At 69.1% G+C, this 20,485-nt stretch carries 19 protein-coding genes; 8 read left to right on the plus strand and 11 right to left on the minus strand.

The window, feature by feature from the left end; genetic code table 11:
* Positions 1 to 46 precede the first annotated feature (46 nt).
* A complete protein-coding gene (locus tag PQI07_RS33105) occupies positions 47 to 2,089 on the minus strand; it encodes a protein meaA (RefSeq protein WP_043383488.1) in 2,043 nt (680 codons plus the stop codon).
* Between the two features lie 612 nt (positions 2,090 to 2,701).
* Here PQI07_RS33105 and ccrA point away from each other — a divergent pair.
* Positions 2,702 to 3,988 carry a crotonyl-CoA carboxylase/reductase gene (gene ccrA, locus PQI07_RS33110; protein WP_043347875.1) on the plus strand — a complete coding sequence of 429 codons (1,287 nt, stop codon included), beginning with the start codon at positions 2,702 to 2,704 and terminating at the stop codon, positions 3,986 to 3,988.
* A gap of 171 nt (positions 3,989 to 4,159) precedes the next feature.
* On the plus strand, positions 4,160 to 4,456 hold the full coding sequence (locus PQI07_RS33115) for an alkylphosphonate utilization protein (RefSeq protein WP_043347877.1): 297 nt from the start codon (positions 4,160 to 4,162) through the stop codon (positions 4,454 to 4,456).
* 127 nt (positions 4,457 to 4,583) lie between these two features.
* On the opposite strand, the gene PQI07_RS33120 is transcribed toward PQI07_RS33115, so the two are convergent.
* On the minus strand, positions 4,584 to 4,760 hold the full coding sequence (locus PQI07_RS33120; protein ID WP_167380409.1) for a hypothetical protein: 177 nt from the start codon (positions 4,758 to 4,760) through the stop codon (positions 4,584 to 4,586).
* A 194-nt stretch (positions 4,761 to 4,954) separates the two neighbouring features.
* On the opposite strand from PQI07_RS33120, the gene PQI07_RS33125 reads away from it, so the two are divergent.
* On the plus strand, positions 4,955 to 6,436 hold the full coding sequence (locus tag PQI07_RS33125) for a S1 family peptidase (RefSeq protein WP_182593043.1): 1,482 nt from the start codon (positions 4,955 to 4,957) through the stop codon (positions 6,434 to 6,436).
* Between the two features lie 116 nt (positions 6,437 to 6,552).
* Here PQI07_RS33125 and PQI07_RS33130 read toward each other — a convergent pair whose 3' ends face one another.
* The 7 genes from PQI07_RS33130 to PQI07_RS33160 all read right to left on the minus strand — a co-directional run bounded on the left by PQI07_RS33130 (position 6,553) and on the right by PQI07_RS33160 (position 12,306).
* On the minus strand, positions 6,553 to 6,708 hold the full coding sequence (locus PQI07_RS33130; RefSeq protein WP_085987623.1) for a DUF3309 domain-containing protein: 156 nt from the start codon (positions 6,706 to 6,708) through the stop codon (positions 6,553 to 6,555).
* Positions 6,709 to 6,830: 122 nt separating this feature from the next.
* Positions 6,831 to 7,880 (minus strand): cysteine synthase A, encoded by a 1,050-nt coding sequence (locus PQI07_RS33135; RefSeq protein WP_075379822.1) that lies wholly within the window; start codon positions 7,878 to 7,880, stop codon positions 6,831 to 6,833.
* Between the two features lie 39 nt (positions 7,881 to 7,919).
* Entirely contained in the window at positions 7,920 to 8,903 is a 984-nt protein-coding gene (locus tag PQI07_RS33140) for a sulfate/molybdate ABC transporter ATP-binding protein (protein ID WP_043347886.1), read from the minus strand.
* Positions 8,904 to 8,961: 58 nt separating this feature from the next.
* On the minus strand, positions 8,962 to 9,843 hold the full coding sequence (gene cysW / locus PQI07_RS33145) for a sulfate ABC transporter permease subunit CysW (RefSeq protein WP_075379821.1): 882 nt from the start codon (positions 9,841 to 9,843) through the stop codon (positions 8,962 to 8,964).
* Complete coding sequence (cysT, locus tag PQI07_RS33150; RefSeq protein ID WP_043347891.1) at positions 9,836 to 10,690, minus strand: sulfate ABC transporter permease subunit CysT; 855 nt, start codon at positions 10,688 to 10,690, stop codon at positions 9,836 to 9,838. The genes cysW and cysT overlap by 8 nt, the downstream gene beginning before the upstream one ends.
* A gap of 10 nt (positions 10,691 to 10,700) precedes the next feature.
* A complete protein-coding gene (locus tag PQI07_RS33155) occupies positions 10,701 to 11,738 on the minus strand; it encodes a sulfate ABC transporter substrate-binding protein (protein WP_043347916.1) in 1,038 nt (345 codons plus the stop codon).
* A gap of 382 nt (positions 11,739 to 12,120) precedes the next feature.
* On the minus strand, positions 12,121 to 12,306 hold the full coding sequence (locus PQI07_RS33160; RefSeq protein ID WP_043347894.1) for a NepR family anti-sigma factor: 186 nt from the start codon (positions 12,304 to 12,306) through the stop codon (positions 12,121 to 12,123).
* Positions 12,307 to 12,497: 191 nt separating this feature from the next.
* On the opposite strand from PQI07_RS33160, the gene PQI07_RS33165 reads away from it, so the two are divergent.
* From PQI07_RS33165 to fdhE, 5 genes are all read left to right on the plus strand, one after another.
* Entirely contained in the window at positions 12,498 to 12,839 is a 342-nt protein-coding gene (locus PQI07_RS33165; protein ID WP_043347895.1) for a hypothetical protein, read from the plus strand.
* Between the two features lie 156 nt (positions 12,840 to 12,995).
* Positions 12,996 to 16,076, plus strand: a complete 3,081-nt coding sequence (gene fdnG / locus PQI07_RS33170; RefSeq protein ID WP_078947084.1) for a formate dehydrogenase-N subunit alpha — start codon at positions 12,996 to 12,998, stop codon at positions 16,074 to 16,076.
* Positions 16,077 to 16,089: 13 nt separating this feature from the next.
* On the plus strand, positions 16,090 to 17,025 hold the full coding sequence (fdxH, locus tag PQI07_RS33175) for a formate dehydrogenase subunit beta (RefSeq protein WP_043756175.1): 936 nt from the start codon (positions 16,090 to 16,092) through the stop codon (positions 17,023 to 17,025).
* 315 nt (positions 17,026 to 17,340) lie between these two features.
* Positions 17,341 to 18,063: a formate dehydrogenase subunit gamma gene (locus PQI07_RS33180; protein ID WP_075379820.1), complete on the plus strand. Its 723-nt coding sequence runs from the start codon at positions 17,341 to 17,343 to the stop codon at positions 18,061 to 18,063.
* A gap of 3 nt (positions 18,064 to 18,066) precedes the next feature.
* Positions 18,067 to 19,062 carry a formate dehydrogenase accessory protein FdhE gene (fdhE, locus tag PQI07_RS33185; protein WP_052083560.1) on the plus strand — a complete coding sequence of 332 codons (996 nt, stop codon included), beginning with the start codon at positions 18,067 to 18,069 and terminating at the stop codon, positions 19,060 to 19,062.
* Positions 19,063 to 19,316: 254 nt separating this feature from the next.
* Here fdhE and PQI07_RS33190 read toward each other — a convergent pair whose 3' ends face one another.
* Positions 19,317 to 19,661, minus strand: a complete 345-nt coding sequence (locus PQI07_RS33190) for a hypothetical protein (RefSeq protein WP_081948680.1) — start codon at positions 19,659 to 19,661, stop codon at positions 19,317 to 19,319.
* A gap of 197 nt (positions 19,662 to 19,858) precedes the next feature.
* Positions 19,859 to 20,344 carry an SRPBCC family protein gene (locus PQI07_RS33195; RefSeq protein ID WP_043347923.1) on the minus strand — a complete coding sequence of 162 codons (486 nt, stop codon included), beginning with the start codon at positions 20,342 to 20,344 and terminating at the stop codon, positions 19,859 to 19,861.
* Positions 20,345 to 20,485: the final 141 nt, after the last annotated feature.

Below are 20,485 nucleotides of genomic sequence, written 5' to 3' on the forward strand. Positions count from 1 at the left end.
GTTTGAGATATGGCAGCTATTGATTCAACTTTAATGCCGCCGCGTCTCAGTAGACTTGTGCCTCCGCGCGCGGCTGGTCCGATGGGCCGTCCCGGCGCTCCAGACCCTTCTCCACGACCTTGGCGAGCCCGACCATGATCTGGTCGATGGCGTAGTCCTTGGGCGTGTAGACGGCGCGGACGCCCATGTTCTTGAGAACCAGCTCATCCTCGGGCGAGATGATGCCGCCGACCACCACCGGGATGTGGTCGAGCCCTGCCTCGCGCATCTTGGCACGGACCTCCCGCACCAGCGGCACGTGGGAGCCCGACAGGATCGACAGGCCGACCACGTGGGCACCGGTCTCCTTGGCCTTCGCGACGATCTCGGCCGGCGTCTGGCGGATGCCGTCATAGGTGACGTCGAAGCCGACATCCCGGGCGCGGAGCGCGATCTGCTCGGCGCCGTTGGAGTGCCCGTCGAGGCCGGGCTTGCCGACGACGAGCTTGGGCGTCTCGCCGAGGCGCTCGCCGAGATCGGCGATCAGGAGCTTGGCGTCCTCGGCCGCGCCGCTGGAGACCGTCTCGAGGGTGACGCCGGTGGGCGCCCGGTACTCGCCGAAGACGTCCCGCAGGCGCGCGCCCCATTCGCCGGTGGTCACGCCGGCCTTCGCGGCCTCGATGGAGGGGGGCATGATGTTGGCGCCGGAGCGCGCCGCCTGCTCCAGGGCGTCGAGGGCCTGACCGACCGCGTTCGCGTCGCGGCGACCGCGCCATTCGCGGATGCGGGTCTGGGCCTCCATCTCCACGGTCTCGGAGACGGAGAAGATCGCCCCCTCCCCGGCGGTGAGCGGCGAGGGCTCGCCCTGCTGCCACTTGTTGACGCCGACCACGATCTGCTCGCCGGCTTCGATGGCCGAGATCCGCCGGGCGTTCGATTCGACCAGCGCGCGCTTGAGCGCCCCGGTTTCCACCGCGGCGACGGCGCCGCCGATGCCGCCGATCCGCTCCAGCTCGGCCCGGGTCTGCGCCTTCAGCGCCTCGACCTTGGCCTCGATCACGTGGCTGCCGTCGAAGATGTCGTCGTATTCCAGCAGGTCGGTCTCGAAGGCCAGGATCTGCTGCATCCGCATGGACCATTGCTGGTCCCAGGGGCGCGGCAGGCCGAGGGCCTCGTTCCAGGCCGGCAGCTGCACCGCGCGGGCGCGGGCGCGCTTGGAGAGCGTCACCGCCAGCATCTCGATGAGGATGCGGTGGACGTTGTTCTCCGGCTGCTGCTCGGTGAGCCCGAGGGAGTTCACCTGCACGCCGTACCGGAAGATGCGCTTCTTCGGGTCGTCGATGCCGTAGCGCTCCTGGGCGATCTCGTCCCAGAGTTCCGAGAACGCCCGCATCTTGCAGATCTCGGTGACGAACCGGAGCCCTGCATTCACGAAGAACGAGATCCGTCCGAAGACATCGGAGAAACTCGCGGCGTCGAATTCGGGATCGTCCCGCACGGTGTCGAGCACCGCGATGGCGATGGCCAGCGCGTAGGACAGCTCCTGGACCGGCGTCGCCCCCGCCTCCTGCAGGTGGTAGGAGCAGACGTTCATCGGGTTCCACTTCGGCACGTTCTTGGTCGTGAACAGGATCACGTCCTTGGTGAGCCGGAGGGACGGTGCGGGCGGGAACACGTAGGTCCCGCGCGACAGGTATTCCTTGATGATGTCGTTCTGGGTCGTGCCCTGGAGAGCGGCGAGCGGCGCCCCCTGCTCCTCGGCCACCGCGAGGTAGAGCGCCAGCAGCCACGGGGCCGTGGCGTTGATGGTCATCGAGGTGTTCATCTGGGCGAGCGGGATGTCCTGGAACAGGGTCCGCATGTCGCCGAGATGCGCGATCGAGACGCCGACCTTGCCGACCTCGCCGCGGGAGAGTTCGTGGTCGGGGTCGTAGCCGGTCTGGGTCGGCAGGTCGAAGGCCACCGACAGGCCGGTCTGGCCCTTGGCGAGGTTGCCCCGATAGAGCTTGTTGGACTCCGCCGCGGTCGAGTGCCCCGCATAGGTGCGGATGATCCAGGGCTTGTCGCGGCTCGACTTGTCGCTCTTGGTCTCGGCGACGCTCGCGCCCATTCCTCGCCTCCGTGTCATCTTTGTATCCGCGCTGGGCGCGGCCTTGCGGACACCGTAGCGAAGGCTTGGGCACGCGTCATCCGGGACGGAAGTGCAAGACGCCCCCCGCGGGCCTCCGCGGCCCATGAAAAAACTTGCCCGCCGGAGCAGCGGGATTTGAAGGCGGCGACGCGGGATCTCCCCGCAGGACCCTGTCCCATCCGGTCACGGATGGCGTCCCGCGCCGATCCCGATCAGCATCGTCGCTGCTGGTATAAAGTCTACCTGAACTGTTCTTCGCAGGAGCGGCCTTTGGTCTGGCGCGAGAGAACGCGTCAGAACAATGACTTAGAGCTGGCGAGGCTTGCGGGCGCCCGGGAGCAGCACAGGCCCGCGGTGGCGCTGCCGCGCAAGGTCTCGGAACCGGCGCCGTCATGGCGAGGGGCGAATAATACTTGGTCTGCCGGAAAGCCGATTTTGAATACGTGGCTGCCCGCCCTGTGCCGACGCCTTTTTCGTGTCGGAAACCATCGGGTTTCGACTTTCGGCCCACTTGGACGCCTCCGGCATCACCGCTATAGCGCGATGGAGAACCGCGGCCGTGAGAAACACGCGGGACGAGAGGAGAGCGAGATGGCGGCGAGCGCTGCGATCAGTCCGACGGGCGGGGAGGTCAAGGACCTCTACGAGATGGGTGAAATCCCGCCGCTGGGTCATGTGCCGGCCAAGATGTATGCCTGGGCGATCCGGCGCGAGCGGCACGGGCCGCCGGAACAGTCCCACCAGCTCGAAGTGCTGCCGGTCTGGGAGATCGGCGACGACGAGGTGCTGGTCTACGTCATGGCCGCAGGCGTGAACTACAACGGCGTCTGGGCCGGCCTCGGCGAGCCGATCTCGCCCTTCGACGTGCACAAGGGTGAGTACCACATCGCCGGTTCGGACGCCTCCGGCATCGTCTGGAAGGTCGGCGCCAAGGTGAAGCGCTGGAAGGTCGGCGACGAGGTCATCGTCCACTGCAACCAGGACGACGGCGACGACGAGGAGTGCAACGGCGGCGACCCGATGTTCTCGCCGACCCAGCGGATCTGGGGCTACGAGACCGGGGACGGCTCCTTCGCGCAGTTCTGCCGGGTGCAGTCGCGCCAGCTGATGCACCGGCCGAAGCACCTCACCTGGGAGGAGGCGGCCTGCTACACGCTCACGCTGGCCACCGCCTACCGCATGCTGTTCGGCCACGCGCCGCACACGGTCCGGCCGGGCCAGAACGTGCTGATCTGGGGCGCCTCGGGCGGCCTGGGCGTGTTCGGCGTGCAGCTCTGCGCGGCGTCGGGCGCCAACGCCATCGCGGTGATCTCGGACGAGTCGAAGCGCGACTACGTGATGAGCCTCGGCGCCAAGGGCGTCATCAACCGCAAGGACTTCGACTGCTGGGGGCAGCTACCGAAGGTGAACAGCCCCGAGTTCCACGCCTGGACCAAGGAGGCGCGGAAGTTCGGCAAGGCGATCTGGGACATCACCGGCAAGCAGGATGTCGACATCGTGTTCGAGCATCCCGGCGAGGCGACCTTCCCGGTCTCGGCGCTGGTGGTGAAGCGCGGCGGCATGGTGGTGTTCTGCGCCGGCACGACCGGCTTCAACATCACCTTCGACGCCCGCTACGTCTGGATGCGGCAGAAGCGCATCCAGGGCTCGCACTTCGCCCACCTCAAGCAGGCTTCGGCGGCGAACCAGTTCGTGCTCGACCAGCGGATCGACCCGTGCATGAGCGAGGTCTTCCCCTGGGACAAGATCCCCCAGGCCCACACCAAGATGTGGAAGAACCAGCACCCGCCGGGCAACATGGCCTGCCTCGTCAACTCCCCGCGCGCCGGCTTGCGCACGGTCGAGGACGTGATCGAGGCCGGCCCGCTGAAGCGGTAAGGCACTCCGTCGGGCCGGCCCGCCGCTCTCGCGCGGGGCCGGCCCGATCGGCTAAGCTCGCGGCGTCCCGCGCCGATTCGGCGACCGGTTCGGTGTGCCGGGACGCGCGCGGATGACGGGCCCACGAGATCCTGACAGGACCCGGCCCCGATCCGAACCCGGGGTACGGCGGTGAACGACGACGAGGCCTACGTCTACGACGCGGCGACGGGCGAATGGCTCCCGCCCGGGTCCGCGGCCGCGCCCCCCGAGAAGGCGGCGGTCCGCGACGCGGCCGGCAACGCCCTCGCCGACGGCGATTCGGTCACGCTGATCAAGGATCTGAAGGTCAAGGGCGCGAACCAGACCCTCAAGCAGGGCACGGTCATCCGGTCGATCCGGCTCACGGACGATCCGCACGAGATCGATTGCCGCCACGACACCATCAAGGGCTTGGTCCTGCGCACCGAATTCGTGCGCAAGCGCTGAATGGACGGCCTTACCGGGTCGGTCGGCGGCTGCCGGTGCGGCCTGGATCCGGCGTCTGAACCGGACGCCCCGCTATCGCCCGCCCGGACGAATCGCGGCGACGCCGCATTCCTGGGCCGGCCTCCGGCTACCGGCGGCGCGTCTCATCCTGCGGCAGGTGGCGGCCATAGACTTCCTGTTTCTCCGCGCGCTCCTGGATCAGGTCGGCATAGGCCTGCCGCATCTCCGGAGAGACGCTGATGCTCTTGCCCTTGGCGGCCTTGCGCTTGGGCGCCTTCTTGAAGGTGGTGTTCGTGTCGCTCATGCCGGGCTCCGCGTCGAACCGTGACGGCATCGCATGGCCGGACGACCGATCCGGGAATCCGGCCGCCGCCCAGGACCGGACATCTGCCCTTTAGCGCATCGTCGCCCCGGACGCACGGTGGCCGGAGACGGATTGGTCTGGCCTGCCGCTGCGGCCTCTGCCAGGATCGCGACGACGGGGGTCGGGGGGCGGCGATGGATTCGGGTGATGCGTCGCGGTGTCGGCTCCCGGGCGCCTCGCGCGGCCGCTCCCGGCGCGTGACACCGCTCGCGATCCTGATCGCCCTCGGCCTTGGGCCGGTTCAGGCTCAGGACCGGCCGGTCCCGGCCCGCACCGCGCCGAGGCCGGCGCCGGTTGCCGGGGCTCCGGCCGATCCCGCCTTCGAGGCGGCGAAGGCGACCTTCGAGGCCCTGCCGGAGGCCGACCGCAAGGCGGTCCAGGACGCCCTGGTCTGGACCGGCGACTTCAACGCCGTGGTGTCGGGAGCCTTCGGGCGCCGGACCTTCGAGGCGCTCAACGCCTACGGCGCCCGGACCGGGGGAGCCGATCCCCTCGATCCCCACGGCCGGTCCGCGCTGCTGGCCGCCGGTGCCGCCGCGCGGAACGCGGCGCGCTTCCGCGTCGCGGTCGATTCCGGGAGCGGCGCCCTGTTGGGGGTGCCGGAGCGCCTGCTGGCGAAGCGCACCGCCCTCCCCGCCGGAACCCGCTGGCAGAGCCAGGACGGGCGCGTGACCCTGGAATCCCGCACCTTCCCGCCCGGGACCGAGACCCTGGATTCCCTCTTCGAGAAGGCCACCGCGCCGCTCCCCGGCCGAAAGGTGACCTACAAGCTGCGGCGGCCGGACACCGTGGTGGTCACCGCCGAGACCGGGCCGGGATTGTCCTATATCCGCTATGCGTCCGGTCCGGAGGGAGTCCGCGGCTTCCTGTTCGGCTACGACCGCACCCTCGCGCCGGAGGTCGGCCGGCTCGTCATCGCCGTGGCGAATGCCTTCGTGCCGTTTCCGGACCCCGCCGCAGCGCCGGCCGCGCAGATGCCGGCAAGCCCCGGGACGCCAGCGGGGACCACCCGTGCCGCCGGCAATCCGGTGCCCCAGCCGCAGGCCCCCGCGCCCCTGAGGCCGACGAGCCTGTCGTCCGCTCCGGCTTCGGGCGCCGGCCTCGTGGTGGCGCCAGGACGCGTGCTGACCGCCGCTGCCGTGCTGGATGGGTGCGCACAGCCCCAGATCGGGTCGGCGCCGGCGCGTGTGCTCGCCACCGATCCGGCCGGCCTCGCGCTTCTCGAGGTACAAGGCGCCCCCGCCCCGTTCCGGCCCGCAATCCGGACCGAGTCCGTCGCCGGCGAGGACAACCTGATCGCCCTCGCGCCGAGTCCCGATGGGATCCTGGCCGCTCCCGGCGAGGCGCGCGGGGACGATGTGATCGCGGCGCTCCAGCCCGGCTCCGGCGGCGCGCCGGTGCTCGACCGCGCGGGCAGGCTCGTCGGCCTCGTGGCCCGCTATCCCTCGGCGCCGCGCCGCGTCGCCGGGGTGGTCCCGCCCGCGCGCCTGCCGCTGGTGCCGGCGCGGGCGGTGGCCGCCTTCCTGGCCGCGCAAGGTCTTCCCGCGGCTGCACCGCGGCCGGAGGGCGGACCGGCCGCGGCCGCGCCGGCGGTGGTGGCGATCACCTGCCGCTAGCCGGCGCGCTGCCGGGACGGCCGCCGGCCGCCTGACGGACCTGCGCCCGCCCGTTGGCCTGAGCGGACGGAGCGTCGGCAGACCGGCGCGCGTCCGTCCAGGCGGAGAGGGCCGCCTTACAGCCGCCCGGTCGCCAGCAGGACGATCAGCACGATCAGGAGGATGCCGCCCAGGCCGAAGCCGGGTCCGCGATACGCACCGCCGCCGAGGAAGCCGCCGCCGCCGAAGGCCAGGATGATCAGGATGATGAGCAGAATGGTGACGAGGGACATCGGTCGCGTTCTCCGGACGGTCGCGCTGGTGCGAGCGTGACCGTTCAAACGCTGCGACATTCCGTTCCGTTCAACGCCAAGCTACGCTTTTATGCGGAAAAGTCCGGATGCGGTCCCCCGGCTCAGGCGTGCCAGTCCGGCAGGGGATCCTGCGGGGCGTCGAGCCAGCCCGGTACCGGCAGATTGCGCTCGGTGAGGAAGGCCGGGTTGAACAGCTTCGAGGCGTAACGGGCCGCCCCGTCGCACAGGATCGTCACGATGGTGTGGCCGGGCCCGAGTTCCCGGGCCAGCCGGATCGCCCCGGCGACGTTGATGCCCGACGAGCCGCCCAGCGACAGCCCCTCCTCCCGCATCAGCCCGAAGACGATGTCGAGGGCTTCGCGGTCCGGGATCCGGAAGGCGTGATCGGGGGTGAAGCCTTCGAGGTTCCGGGTGATGCGCCCCTGGCCGATCCCCTCGGTGATCGAACTGCCCTCGGCCTTCAGGGTCCCGGTCGTGTAATGCGCGTAGAGGGCCGAACCCTCCGGATCGGACAGCGCGATCCGCACTTGCGGGATGCGGGCGCGCAGGGCCTCCGCGGTGCCGGCCAGCGTGCCGCCGGTCCCGGCCGCGCAGACGAAGCCGTCGACCCGGCCGCCGGTTTGCGCCCAGATTTCCGGGCCGGTGCCCTCCACATGGGCCTGCCGGTTGGCGACGTTGTCGAACTGGTCGGCGAAGAAGGCGCCCGCCGGCTCGGTGGCGGCGAGCTTTTCGGCGAGCCTCCGGGCCACGTGGACGTAATTGTTCGGATTGGCGAAGGGCACGGCCGGGACTTCCACCAGCCGGGCACCCGCGAGCCGCAGGGTCTGCTTCTTCTCCTCGGACTGCGTGACCGGGATGACGATCAGGGTCCGATAGCCGCGCACGGAAGCCACCAGGGCGAGGCCGATGCCGGTATTGCCGGCGGTGCCCTCCACGATGGTGCCGCCCGGCCGGATCAGGCCCTTCGCCTCCGCGTCCCGCACGATGGAGAGCGCCGCGCGGTCCTTCACCGACAGGCCGGGATTGAGGAACTCGGCCTTGCCGTAGATGTCGCAGCCGGTCGCCTCGGAGGCCCGGCGCAGGCGGATCAGCGGTGTCTGGCCGATGGCGGCCAGGACATCGGGTGCGGGTTCGCGACTCGGTACGGTCATGGTCGGGAGCCTAGGATGCTGCGTTGCCGCTGGCGAGCGTCACCCGAACACGTGGCCGCCGTTGATCCGCAGGCCCACCGGGTGCCCGGCCGCGTAGCGGACCCCGTCGAAATCCTCCACCGCGAGCACGCGCCCCTCGGCATCGACCACCTCGATCCGCTGACGCCCCTGCGTCCTGTACGAGCTGCGCACGGTGCCGGAGAGATGCGCGGCCTCGGGCTCGGCGAGCTGCAACTGCCAGGGCCGGACGTAGAGCTTGACCGGACCGATGGTCCCGGCCGGCGCCGCAACCGGCGTCTCCCGGCCCCGGACCAGCACCCGGCCGCCCTCGGCGATGGCCTCCACCTCGACGGAATCGCCGAGGAACTTCATCACGGTGGCGGAGGCCGGGTTCTCCTGCACCTCGTCGGGAGTGCCCACCTGCTCCAGCCGCCCGCGGTCGAGCACCGCCACGCGGTCCGACAGCTCCAGGGCCTCGTCCTGGTCGTGGGTGACGAAGATCGTGGTCTGGCCGGTGCGGTCGTGGATCTCGCGCAGCCAGCGGCGCAGGTCCTTGCGGACCTGGGCATCCAGGGCGCCGAAGGGCTCGTCCAGCAGGAGGACCCGCGGCTCGACGGCGAGCGCCCGGGCGAGCGCCACCCGCTGGCGCTGGCCGCCGGAGAGCTGCGATGGGTAGCGGTCGCCGAAGCCCGAGAGCCGGATCAGGTCGAGGAGGTCGCCGACCCGGCGCTTGATCTCGGCCTTGGCCGGCCGGTCGGCCCGGCGGCGCGCGTTCAGGCCGTAGGCGATGTTGTCGGCCACGCTCATGTGCTTGAACAGGGCGTAGTGCTGGAACACGAAGCCCACCGCGCGCTCCTGCACGGCGAGCCCGGTCGCGTCGTCGTCCCCGAACAGGATGCGTCCTCTATCCGGCGCGTCGAGGCCGGCGATGATCCGCAGCAGCGTCGTCTTGCCCGAGCCCGAGGGGCCCAGCAATCCGATCAGCTCGCCCGCCCGCACGTCGAGGGAGAGGTCGTGCAGCACCGCGGCCGTGTCGAAGGTCTTCGAGACGTTCTCGACCCGGATGGCCGTGGATGGCCGGTCAGTGAGACCGGCCGCCCGCGAGCTCCCCCGCGAAGCGCCATTCGAGAACGGATTTGAGGACGAGGGTGATGAGGGCAAGGACGGCGAGGAGCGAAGCGACGGCGAATGCGGCGACGAAGTTGTACTCATTATAGAGGATCTCCACGTGGAGTGGGATGGTGTTGGTCAGGCCGCGGATGTGGCCCGACACCACCGACACCGCGCCGAATTCGCCCATCGCCCGGGCATTGCAGAGGAGCACGCTGTAGAGCAGGCCCCAGCGGATATTGGGCAGCGTCACCGTGCGGAACGCGTGCAGGCCCGAGGCGCCGAGCGTCAGCGCCGCCTCTTCCTCGGCGGTGCCCTGCTCCTGCATCAGCGGGATCAGCTCGCGGGCGACGAACGGGAAGGTCACGAACACCGTGGCGAGCACGATCCCCGGCAGCGCGAACAGGATCTGGATACCGTGATCGATCAGCCAGGAGCCGAACAGGCCCTGCGAGCCGAACAGCAGCACGTAGATCATCCCCGAGACCACCGGCGAGACCGAGAACGGCAGGTCGATCAGGGTGATCAGCAGCGATTTGCCGGGGAACTCGAACTTGGCGATCGCCCAGGAGGCCGCCAGCCCGAACACCACGTTGAACGGCACCGCGATCGCCGCCACGGTGAGCGTCAGGCGGATCGCGCTCCAGGCGTCGGGCTCGCGGAACGCGTCCAGGAAGGCTCCGAGCCCCTTCGAGAAGGCCTGGATGAAGACCGCGAACAGCGGCAGAACCAGGAACAGCGCCAGGAACGCCACCGCGATCCCGATCAGGACCGTGCGGGTCGCGGCTCCCTCGGAGGCGACCGGAGCCTGCTTGGTGGCCGGCACGAAGGCGGGCGAGAAGATCTCAGACATAGCCGAACCGCCTCCGTGACCAGGCCTGGATCAGGTTGATGGCCAGCAGCGTCAGGAACGAGATGCCGAGCATGATCGTGGCGATGGCCGCCGCGCCCCCGTAATCGAACTCGGAGAGCTTGATGACGATCAGCAGCGGCGCGATCTCCGACACGTAGGGCAGGTTGCCGGCGATGAAGATGATCGAGCCGTACTCGCCGACGCCCCGGGCGAAGGCCAGGGCGAAGCCGGTGAGCACAGCCGGAATCAGCGGCGGCAGCACGACCCTGGTCAGGGTGGCGAACCGCGTCGCCCCGAGGGTCGCGGAGGCCTCTTCGATCTCCTTATCGATCTCCGCGATCAGCGGCTGGACTGTTCGCACGGCGAAGGGCAGGCCGATGAACACCATGGCGATGAAGATGCCCAACGGCGTGTAGGCCGCCTGGATGCCGAGGCGTGCGAGGGGCGCGCCGAGCAGCCCGTCCGGCGCGTAGAGCGAGGCGAGCGCGATACCGGCGACCGCGGTCGGCAGCGCGAAGGGCAGGTCGACCGCCGCGTCGACCAGCTTGCGGCCGGGGAAGCGGTAGCGGGTCAGAACCCAGGCCACGAGGAAGCCGAAGGTCGAGGCCACGAGGGCCGCGAGCGCCGAGACGCCGAAGCTGATCCGCAGGGCGCTCGCCACCCGCGGGTCGGTGGCGACGTCCCAGATGCCGGACAGGCCCAGCCCCGACGCCTTCACCACCAGCCCGGCGAGCGGCAGGAGCACGATCAGCCCAAGGCAGGTCAGGGTGTAGCCGAAGCTGATCCCGAAGCCCGGGATCACGCTCGGCCGACGGAATGTCCATCGGGGGCGGTGCGTCTCGACCATGATGCGCCCTTCAGCGGCCGGCCCGGCTCAGCCGATCGAACAGACCGCCGGCATCGAAGTTCCGCTTCTGGATCTCGTCCCAGGAGCCCTGGAGATCCTCGATCTTGAACAGCTTGATGTCGGGCAGCTGTGCGAGGTCGGCCTGGGCGGCCGCCTCCCGGCGGATCGGCCGGTAATGGTGCTTGGCGAAGATCGCCTGGGCGCGGTCGGTGTAGAGGAAGTCGAGATAGGCCTGCGCGGCCTTGGTGGTGCCCTTCCGCTCGGCGTTGACCGCCACGAGGGCCACCGGCGGCTCGGCGTAGATCGAGCTCGGCGGCGAGACGATGTCGAACTTGTCGGCCCCGAATTCCTGGAGCACGAGGTAGGCCTCGTTCTCCCAGGTGGGGAGCACGTCGCCGAGCCCGCGCTGGGCGAAGGTCACGGTCGAGCCGCGGGCGCCGGTGTCGAGCACCGGGACGTTCTTGTAGACCTGCCCGACGAAGGCGTCGGCCTTGGCGGCGTCCTTGTCGGTCCCGTAGGCGTAGCCCCAGGCGGCGAGGAAGTTCCAGCGCCCGCCGGCGGACGTCTTCGGGTTCGGGGTGATCACCTTGACGTCGGGCTTGATCAGGTCGGCCCAGTCCTTGATGCCCTTCGGGTTGCCCTTGCGGACGAGGAACACCACCGTCGAGGTGTAGGGCGTGGCGGTGTTGGGCAGCTTGCTGCGCCAATCCTCCGGGATCTTGTGCGTGAGCTTGGCGATCGCGTCGATGTCGGACGGGATGCCGAGGGTGACCACGTCGGCGTCGACGCCGTCGATCACCGTGCGCGCCTGCGCCCCCGACCCGCCATGCGAGGCCCGTATCGTGATCGCTTCGCCGGTCTTCGCCTTCCACTCCTCCGCGAAGGCGGCGTTGATCTCCCGATAGAGCTCGCGGGTCGGATCGTACGAGACGTTGAGGAGCGCGGTCTCGGCCGCGGCCGGCAGCACGCAGGCCCACAGGCCGGCACCCGCCAGCAGGGAGAACCCGATCGCCCGGGCCATCCGGCCGCGACCTGCAGCGTTCTTCATCACGTCCGATCCCCCGCCATGCGCGATTGCGATCCAGGGGACCTGCATCCCCGGAGGCCGGAAATCGTTCTTTTTACCGAACGAAGTCAAGCCTCGGACGCGGGCACGCGGGATGGCATCGCTCGCTCAGGAACGGCGCCGTCGGCCGGAATGCAAGGCGGATCAGCGCAGTAGGCCGCCAGAACGCATGGATCTTCTCCGGATCTCCGCGACAGGAGAAGAATCGCAATGCCGGATCGGGTTTCTCAGAACGAACAATCTTATGTGCGCTGGCGCACTTCAGTGGGCCTCCGTCGGGGGGGGTGAGGCGCTGGCGGTGCGACGCGGGGTCCCTGCCCTGTCCCATCCGGATGTCCGGCGATCGCGCCGGTGGCGGGCTGCGTCAGCGCTTCGGCTTGCTGAGCTGGGCGATCAGGGCCTTGAGGCGCTCGTCGACGGGGGCCGAGAGCGTATCGGTATAGAGTGTGCGCAACGTCTGGCCGAGATGGCGGCGGACGCCGGGGGGGAGCGGCGCTGCGTCTGGAATCTGTTCGAGTTCGGAGGCGCGCTCCGGATGCGGCTTCGACATGATGGGGCGATCCTCGCACCTGCCAGCACGCAGCGTTGCAGGGCGTGGTTAAGGAGCCGTCACCGACGCCGGCGCATCGACGGGTCGTCCGATCCGGCGGCCTCTCGGAGGGGCGGTGTCGCAGGCCGGAACTGGGGCGGTGCAGGGCACGTTGCCCGCGCATACCCCTGCCCGTTTCCCGGAGACGTCCCTTGCCTCGCTCGATTCCCCTGATGATGCTGGTGCTCCTCGGGGCGGTGACGGTCGGCACCCCGTGTCTCGCGCAGACCAAGCCGGGCGAGATCAAGGGGGTCGACGCGATGGGCGACAAATCCCGCAGCGCCCAGGACGGCTGGAGCCAGGCGCCGGTTCCCCGCGAGCAATCGGCCGCCAAGGATGCGCCGGACCCGGGCGGCCAATCGACCAAGGAAAACGCCAACCGCCCGGTTCCGCAGGCCAATCCCGGCGGCTCGTCCGCCACGGAGCCGCAGGCTCCCCTGGAGCACCGCACGGCGAGCCCCTCGGGAATGAATCCGGCGATCCCCAGCAAGTAAAGAAATCGTTTCTCGGCAGGATGATACCGGCTCGGACGAACGTGGTGCTTCGTCCGAGACACAGGGACTTGCTGTGTCACGCAACCGCACTTGCCTCGCGCGGGCTTTTTTGGGACACCCTGGAATTATACCAGATCGCTTTTCTGTGAGGCGGAGATGACTGTCCAGGTCTCAAGGCGTGGCCTGCTCAAGGGGGCCGGCGCCGGCCTCGCGGGCGGCTCGCTGGGTGCCCTCGGGTTCGGGGGACTCGAGCCCGCTATGGCCGCCGCGGTGCGGCCCTTCAAGCTCGCGCAGATGCGCGAGACCCGCAACACGTGCCCGTACTGCTCGGTCGCGTGTGGCGTCATCCTGTACAGCCTGGGCGATCGCTCCAAGAACGCGCGCTCCTCGGTGATGCACATCGAGGGTGACCCCGATCATCCGATCAACCGCGGCACGCTCTGCCCCAAGGGCTCGGCGCTCCTCGACTTCGTGCACGCCGAGACCCGGACCAAATACCCGCTCCATCGCGCCCCGGGCTCCTCGGAGTTCAAGCGCGTCTCCTGGGACTTCGCCCTCGACCGGATCGCGAAGCTCATGAAGGAGGATCGCGACAAGAACTTCGTGGCCAAGAACGGCGATCTCACGGTCAACCGCTGGACCACGACCGGATTCCTGGCGGCCTCGGCCACGACCAACGAGACGGCGTGGCTGACCTACAAGACCGTCCGAAGCATGGGGGCCCTGGTCTTCGACAATCAGGCCAGGGTTTGACACGGTCCGTCGGTCGCCAGTTTGGCGCCCTCCTTCGGACGCGGTGCGATGACCAACCTCTGGATGGACATCAAGCACGCGGACGTGATCACCGTGATGGGCGGCAATGCCGCCGAGGCTCACCCCTGCGGCTTCAAGTGGGTCGTCGAGGCGAAGGCCCATAACAACGCCAAGCTGATCGTCGTCGATCCGCGCTTCACCCGCACGGCGTCGGTGGCCGATCTCTACTGCCCGATCCGGCAGGGGACCGACATCGCGTTCCTGTCGGGCGTGGCCAAGTACCTGCTCGACAACGACAAGCTGCAGCACCGCTACGTCTCCGCCTACACCAACGCCGGGTACGTGGTCCGCGAGGGCTACGACTTCAGCGAGGGTCTGTTCGCGGGCTACGACGCGGACAAGCGCGACTACGACAAGACCACCTGGGACTACGAGATCGGTCCCGACGGCTACGCCGTGGTCGACGAGACGCTGCAGCACCCGCGCTGCGTCATGCAGCTGCTGAAGAAGCACGTGGCGCTCTACACGCCCGAGATGGTGGAGAAGATCTGCGGCTCGCCCAAGGAGACCTTCCTCAAGGTCTGCGAGCTGATCGCCACGACGGCCGCGCCCGACCGGGTGATGACGTCGCTCTACGCCCTCGGCTGGACGCACCATTCCAAGGGCTCGCAGAACATCCGCTCGATGTGCATCGTGCAGACGCTGCTGGGCAACATCGGCATGCTGGGCGGTGGCATGAACGCCCTGCGCGGCCACTCCAACATCCAGGGGCTGACCGATATCGGGCTGATGAGCAATCTCATCCCCGGCTATCTGAACATCCCCGTGGAGAAGGAGCCCGACTACGCGAGCTACATCGCCAAGCGGCAGTTCAAGCCGCTGCGCCCGGGGCAGACGAGCTACTGGCAGAACTACAACAAGTTCTTCGTCTCGTTCCAGAAGGCGATGTGGGGCGACAAGGCCCAGAAAGAGAACGACTGGGCCTACGACTACCTGCCCAAGCTCGACGTGCCGACCTACGACGTGCTGCGTGGGTTCGAGCTCGCCAAGCAGGGCAAGATGACCGGCTACGTCATCCAGGGCTTCAACCCCCTGCTGTCGTTCCCGAACCGCGCCAAGATGACGGAAGCCTTCTCCAAGATGAAATTCTTGGTGGTGATGGATCCGCTCAAGACCGAGACGGCGCGGTTCTGGGAGAACCACGGCGAGTACAACGACGTCGATCCGACCAAGATCCAGACCGAGGTGTTCGAACTGCCGACCACCCTGTTCGTGGAGGAGGAAGGCTCGCTGTCGAACTCCAGCCGGTGGCTGCAATGGCACTGGCAGGCCCAGGACGCGCCGGGTGAGTGCCGCTCCGACATCGAGATCATGTCGGAGATCTTCCTGCGCATCCGCGGAGCCTACAAGAAGGACGGCGGGGCCTTCTCCGACCCGATCGTCAATCTGAAGTGGGACTACGCGATCGCCGAGTCGCCGACGCCCACGGAGCTCGCCCGCGAGCTCAACGGCTACACGCTCGCGCCGACGCCGGATCTCAACGGGACCGTCATCCCGGCGGGCAAGCAGGTCGACGGCTTCGCCCAGCTCAAGGACGACGGCACCACGGCCTGCGGCTGCTGGATCTACTCGGGCTGCTACACCGAGAAGGGCAACATGATGGCCCGCCGGGACAACACCGATCCCGGCGATCGCGGCATCGCGCCCAACTGGGCCTTCGCGTGGCCGGCCAACCGGCGCGTGCTCTACAACCGCGCCTCGTGCGACCCCGAGGGTCGTCCGTGGTCGGAGAAGAAGAAGCTCATCGAGTGGAACGGCAAGCAGTGGATCGGCTTCGACGTGCCGGATTACGGCGTCACCGTCGCCCCCGATAAGGGCGTCGGTCCGTTCATCCTCAACCAGGAGGGCGTCGCCCGCCTGTGGACCCGCGGACTCATGCGCGACGGGCCGTTCCCGACGCACTACGAGCCCTTCGAGTCCCCGGTGCAGAACGTCGCCTTCCCGAAGATCAAGGGCGCGCCCGCGGCCCGCATCTTCAAGGACGACCTGGCCGATCTCGGCGACGCGAAGGACTTCCCCTACGCGGCGACGAGCTACCGCCTGACCGAGCACTTCCACGGCTGGACCAAGCACGCCCGGATCAACGCGATCCTCCAGCCGGAGGCCTTCGTGGAGATCTCGGAGGAACTCGCCAAGGAGAAGGGCATCGCCAAGGGCGGCTGGGTCCGCGTCTGGTCGAAGCGCGGCTCCCTGAAGGCGAAGGCCGTGGTGACGAAGCGCATCAAGCCGCTGATCTGCGACGGCAAGCCGGTCCACGTCGTCGGCATCCCGCAGCACTGGGGCTTCATGGGCCACACCAAGAAAGGATGGCACCCGAACTCGCTCACGCCGGTCGTGGGCGACGCGAACACCGAGACGCCGGAGTTCAAGGCTTGGCTCGTGAATATCGAGCCGACCACGCCTCCGTCCGATGCCGTCGCGTAAGGGGAGCTGAATCATGGCCGACTACAGCTCCCTCGACATCCGCCAGCGTTCCGCCTCCACGGAGACGCCGCCGGAGATCCGCCGCCAGGTGGAGGTCGCCAAGCTCATCGACGTGTCGAAGTGCATCGGCTGCAAGGCCTGCCAATCGGCCTGCGAGGAGTGGAACGACCTCCGCGACGATATCGGCGTCAACACGGGCACGTATCAGAACCCCCACGACCTCACCCCGAAGTCGTGGACCCTGATGCGGTTCACCGAATACGAGAACCCCGAGACCCAGAACCTCGAATGGCTGATCCGCAAGGACGGCTGCATGCACTGCACCGAGCCGGGCTGCCTGAAGGCCTGCCCGTCCCCCGGCGCCATCGTGCAGTACTCCAACGGCATCGTCGACTTCATCGAGGAGAACTGCATCGGCTGCGGCTATTGCGTGAAGGGTTGCCCCTTCAACATCCCGCGCATCAGCCAGACCGACCACAAGGCGTACAAGTGCACCCTGTGCTCGGACCGGGTGGCGGTGGGTCAGGCTCCGGCCTGCGCCAAGGCCTGCCCGACCGGCTCGATCATGTTCGGCACCAAGCAGGCCATGATCGACCAGGCGCATGACCGCGTCGAGGATCTGAAGTCGCGCGGCTTCGCGCATGCCGGCCTCTACGACCCGGCCGGCGTCGGCGGCACGCACGTCATGTACGTGCTGCACCACGCCGACCAGCCGAGCCTCTACGCCGGTCTGCCGAACGATCCGAAGATCTCGCCGCTCGTCGCCTTCTGGAAGGGCGGAGCGAAGGTGTTCGGTCTCGCCGCCATGGGCTTCGCCGCGGTGGCGGGCTTCTTCCACTACGTGACGGCCGGCCCCAACGAGGTCGTGCCCGAAGAGGAGGAAGAGGCGGTCGAATACGACGAGGCCAAGCGCCGGGAGACCGGCGGCGGCGAGGCCCGGCCGCATTGATCGGCATCCCGGGCTGCCAATGCAGCCCGGGAGACGCGACGCGCCCCCTCTCCCGTGCGGGAGAGGGTTGGGGTGAGGGTCGAGAAGGTTCAGGATCGAGCACGTCGTCGACGTGGGATCGGGTTGCGCCTTCTCCGGATCGTCCTCATCCCTCACCCTGTCCCTCTCCCGAACGGGAGAGGGGACCCGCGATCCCTTCGGAAACGGGCGGGATCGGATAACCGAAGACGGCGGGGCCCAGAGGCCCTATCCTGAATTTCAGAGCCCCCTCCGCCGAGGCGCAGGGCCGGCGCCGCATCAGGCGAGTGAAGGTCGATGACGATCCACCGCGACATCCGGGACGGCGATCCCCGCCCCCTGCACCACGCCAAGTCCGAGGCGACGGAGGTTCTGTACGTCCCGCGCTACACCGGCGTGCAGCGCGTGAACCACTGGATCACCGCGATCCTGTTCACGCTGCTGACCCTGTCGGGCCTGGCGATGTTCACGCCCTACCTGTTCTCTCTCACCGGCCTGTTCGGCGGCGGGCAGGCGACCCGGGCGATCCATCCCTGGTTCGGCGTGGCGCTGGCGGTCAGCTTCTTCTTCCTGTTCGTGCGCTTCTGGAAGCTCAACATCCCCAACAAGGACGATGTCGAGTGGACGAAGCATATCGGCGACGTGGTCACCAACCGTGAGGACCGGCTCCCGGAGCTCGGCAAGTACAATGCCGGACAGAAGGGTGTGTTCTGGGGGCAGACCGCGCTGATCGGCGTGATGTTCGTCACCGGGCTCGTGATCTGGAACACCTATTTCGGCGGCCTCACCTCCATCGAGACCCAGCGCTGGGCGCTCCTGGCCCACTCCCTCGCCGCGGTGATCGCCATCGCGATCATCGTGGTGCACATCTACGCCGGCATCTGGGTCCGCGGCACCGGCCGGGCGATGGTCCGCGGCACGGTCACGGGCGGCTGGGCCTACCGCCATCACCGCAAGTGGTTCCGTCAGATGGCCGGCGGCACGGGCCGCCGGGGTTCGGTGGACAAGCGCGGATCCTGAGCCTTGGCCCGTTTCTTCAAGCGGAAATCCGCGGCTCCGGCCGCGGACGAGACGCCGACCGCAGCACCCGCGACGAGCCCCCGCCGCCGGGATTTCAGCGAGCTGAAGCCCGATCCCGACAAGATCGGGATCTCCGGGTCGGTGCCCTTCGTCCGCCTGCCCGATCCCGCACGGCTGTTCGCCGACCGGTCCGCGCGCCTTCTCGAGGCGGCCCCCGGGCATCCGATGGAGGCCTATCTCCGGTTCGTCGCCGAGGTCGCCCGGGCTCAGGCCGTGATCCAGGCGGAGGGGCCGCCGGCATCGCTTCCAGAGGCCTCCGATCTGGCGCTGCGGAGCGAGCACGGCATGCCGCCCCTGTCGCGGCATAGCCTCGAGGCGGACCAGGGGTTCGACGACGGGCTCCTGGCGCTGCTCGCCGAACTCGACCTCACGACGGCGCCTGAGGCCTCGGTCGCGGCGCGCGACAGCCTGCGTGCGGCGTCCCGGGAGGATCGCCTCGATCTGGCCCTCCAGGTCTTCGAGGGTGCGCTGCCGGTGGACCGGATCGCCGAATGCGTGTTCGTCTCGGCGGCCCTGCAGGTCCGTCTTGCCGAGCAGGCTGCGCGGCTCGACACGAAGACCCTGAAGCCCGTGGCCGACGGGGTCTGCCCCTGCTGCGGCGGCGCGCCTGTGGCGAGCGTCATCGTCGCCTGGACCCCGGCCGACAAGGCGCGTTACCTGAGCTGCTCGCTCTGCGGCACGTATTGGAATCACGTCCGGATCCGCTGCACCGCCTGCGGCGACGGCGAGGGCGTCAGCTATTACGGCCTCGACGAGGTCTCGAAGGACGTCCAGGTCGAGACCTGCACGACCTGCCACAGCTACATCAAGCACCTGCACCAGCACCGGGCGCCGACCCTCGACCCGGTCGCGGACGACATCGCGTCCTATGGGCTCGATCTGAAGATCGCCGAGGAAGGGTTTCGGCGGGCCGGACTGAACCTGCTCTTCGTGATCTAGCCGGACTCTGGCATCCGCGCCGGCGCGGTTTACGTCCCGGACCGCACCCCCGTGCGAACACACCCGCATCCACGGCCGCGACGGCGGCCTGCAGAAAGCGGCGTGGCCGGCTGGACGGCCCTTCGTGCAGGCTCGGCAACGCTCCACCGCTTCCGGATGGGGGCGGGTCGGAACCGCTCGGGATGCCGCAAAGCTCAGCCCGTCAAGGGGATGCGGCCGATCCTGCGCGAGCGGGTCGGACCGGCCGCGTCCGCTCAGCGATAGCCATACCGGCTCTTGGCGGCGGCGAGCAGGTGCAGGGCTTCGCCGGACTTGCCGGCCGCGCATTCCGCCGCGGCCTGGGCGAGGTCGGCGCCGAAGCGGTCGCCCACGGGCTTGTTGAGATTGCCGGTGGCCACGTCGCTGTCGACGATCGCCTTGGTCCGGGCGATCTCAGGGCCGCAGCCGCTGCCCGTCGGCAGGACGATCGGGGCCGGAATGACGGGCGAGGGCTCGGAGACCGCGGGCGCAGCGCGCTGCTGACAGGCGCCCAACGCCGCGACGGCGAGGGCGGCGAGGCTGAGACGCATCGATCGACGGGACGCGGGCACGGCTGTCATCCTGTTGGGGCGCACGGGCTGCGCCGCCGGGGTTGTGAGCCGAGCTTGGCAGTGGGTCAATCGCCCCGGCCGCAGGCCGATCGGGCGCGGCCGGCGGGCGGTCAGGGTCGAGACCGCGAAACAGGCTGTCTTCAGAAGAGGTTGGCGCGCGCTGCCGCCGACCGGGTCCGGCAGCGCGCTCCGAATCGTGACGGAGCCTACTTCGCTTTCTCGGAGATCGCCTTCAGGCCGGAATCGTAGATGCCCTGGATCGCGTCCTTGGCGACCGTGTCCGGCGCGCCCTTGGCGTTGAAGGTCCCGGTCCAGGTCACTTTTGAGCCGGATTCCGCGGGGGCGACCGAGAGCGTGGACTTGTAGTCCGAGACCGGCAGCGGGCTCTCCAGGATCGTGTAGGTGTAGCTCATCACCTTGTCGTCCCGGGAGACCTGCTCCTCCTTGATGGTGCCGCCGCCCTTCAGGCTGAGGGTTCGGACCTTCATGCCGTCCTTGTCGGACAGGACGCACTTCTCGATGGCGGGATGCCAGTCGCCGATGCCGCAGAACTCGCCGATGGTCTGCCAGACCTTGGCCGGGGGCGCGGCGATGTCGGCCGAGCGCGTCACCTCAAGGGCGTAACCCGGCACGGTGGCCGCCGCGAGCGCCAGGGCGGCAAAGGGGAGGGAGCGGCAGAAAGCGAAGGGCATCTTGGGGGTGTCTCCGTCCGTCTGAAATCGCAGCATCGGCCGCGAGGGGCTCTGATGGCCGCGCAGGAGCTAGGCCGGCATCACGCTCTCGGCAATGGGTCGCGGCGGCCGCGCATGACGATCGTGCCTGGACGATGCCGT

Origin of the sequence: Methylobacterium sp. 092160098-2 (assembly GCF_028920805.1) — a bacterium.
GTDB classification, from domain to species: Bacteria; Pseudomonadota; Alphaproteobacteria; order Rhizobiales; family Beijerinckiaceae; genus Methylobacterium; species Methylobacterium fujisawaense.

Bases quoted from the DNA above. Each gene is read 5' to 3' on its own strand.
- PQI07_RS33135 (WP_075379822.1), bottom strand. From the start codon at position 7,880: ATGACCGTACCGAGTCGCGAACCCGCACCCGATGTCCTGGCCGCCATC.
- cysT (WP_043347891.1), bottom strand. From the start codon at position 10,690: ATGGTCGAGACGCACCGCCCCCGATGGACATTCCGTCGGCCGAGCGTG.
- PQI07_RS33160 (WP_043347894.1), bottom strand. From the start codon at position 12,306: ATGTCGAAGCCGCATCCGGAGCGCGCCTCCGAACTCGAACAGATTCCA.
- fdxH (WP_043756175.1), top strand. From the start codon at position 16,090: ATGGCCGACTACAGCTCCCTCGACATCCGCCAGCGTTCCGCCTCCACG.
- PQI07_RS33105 (WP_043383488.1), bottom strand. From the start codon at position 2,089: ATGGGCGCGAGCGTCGCCGAGACCAAGAGCGACAAGTCGAGCCGCGAC.
- PQI07_RS33155 (WP_043347916.1), bottom strand. From the start codon at position 11,738: ATGAAGAACGCTGCAGGTCGCGGCCGGATGGCCCGGGCGATCGGGTTC.
- PQI07_RS33120 (WP_167380409.1), bottom strand. From the start codon at position 4,760: ATGAGCGACACGAACACCACCTTCAAGAAGGCGCCCAAGCGCAAGGCC.
- PQI07_RS33130 (WP_085987623.1), bottom strand. From the start codon at position 6,708: ATGTCCCTCGTCACCATTCTGCTCATCATCCTGATCATCCTGGCCTTC.
- PQI07_RS33190 (WP_081948680.1), bottom strand. From the start codon at position 19,661: ATGACAGCCGTGCCCGCGTCCCGTCGATCGATGCGTCTCAGCCTCGCC.
- cysW (WP_075379821.1), bottom strand. From the start codon at position 9,843: ATGTCTGAGATCTTCTCGCCCGCCTTCGTGCCGGCCACCAAGCAGGCT.
- PQI07_RS33125 (WP_182593043.1), top strand. From the start codon at position 4,955: ATGGATTCGGGTGATGCGTCGCGGTGTCGGCTCCCGGGCGCCTCGCGC.
- PQI07_RS33195 (WP_043347923.1), bottom strand. From the start codon at position 20,344: ATGCCCTTCGCTTTCTGCCGCTCCCTCCCCTTTGCCGCCCTGGCGCTC.
- ccrA (WP_043347875.1), top strand. From the start codon at position 2,702: ATGGCGGCGAGCGCTGCGATCAGTCCGACGGGCGGGGAGGTCAAGGAC.
- PQI07_RS33180 (WP_075379820.1), top strand. From the start codon at position 17,341: ATGACGATCCACCGCGACATCCGGGACGGCGATCCCCGCCCCCTGCAC.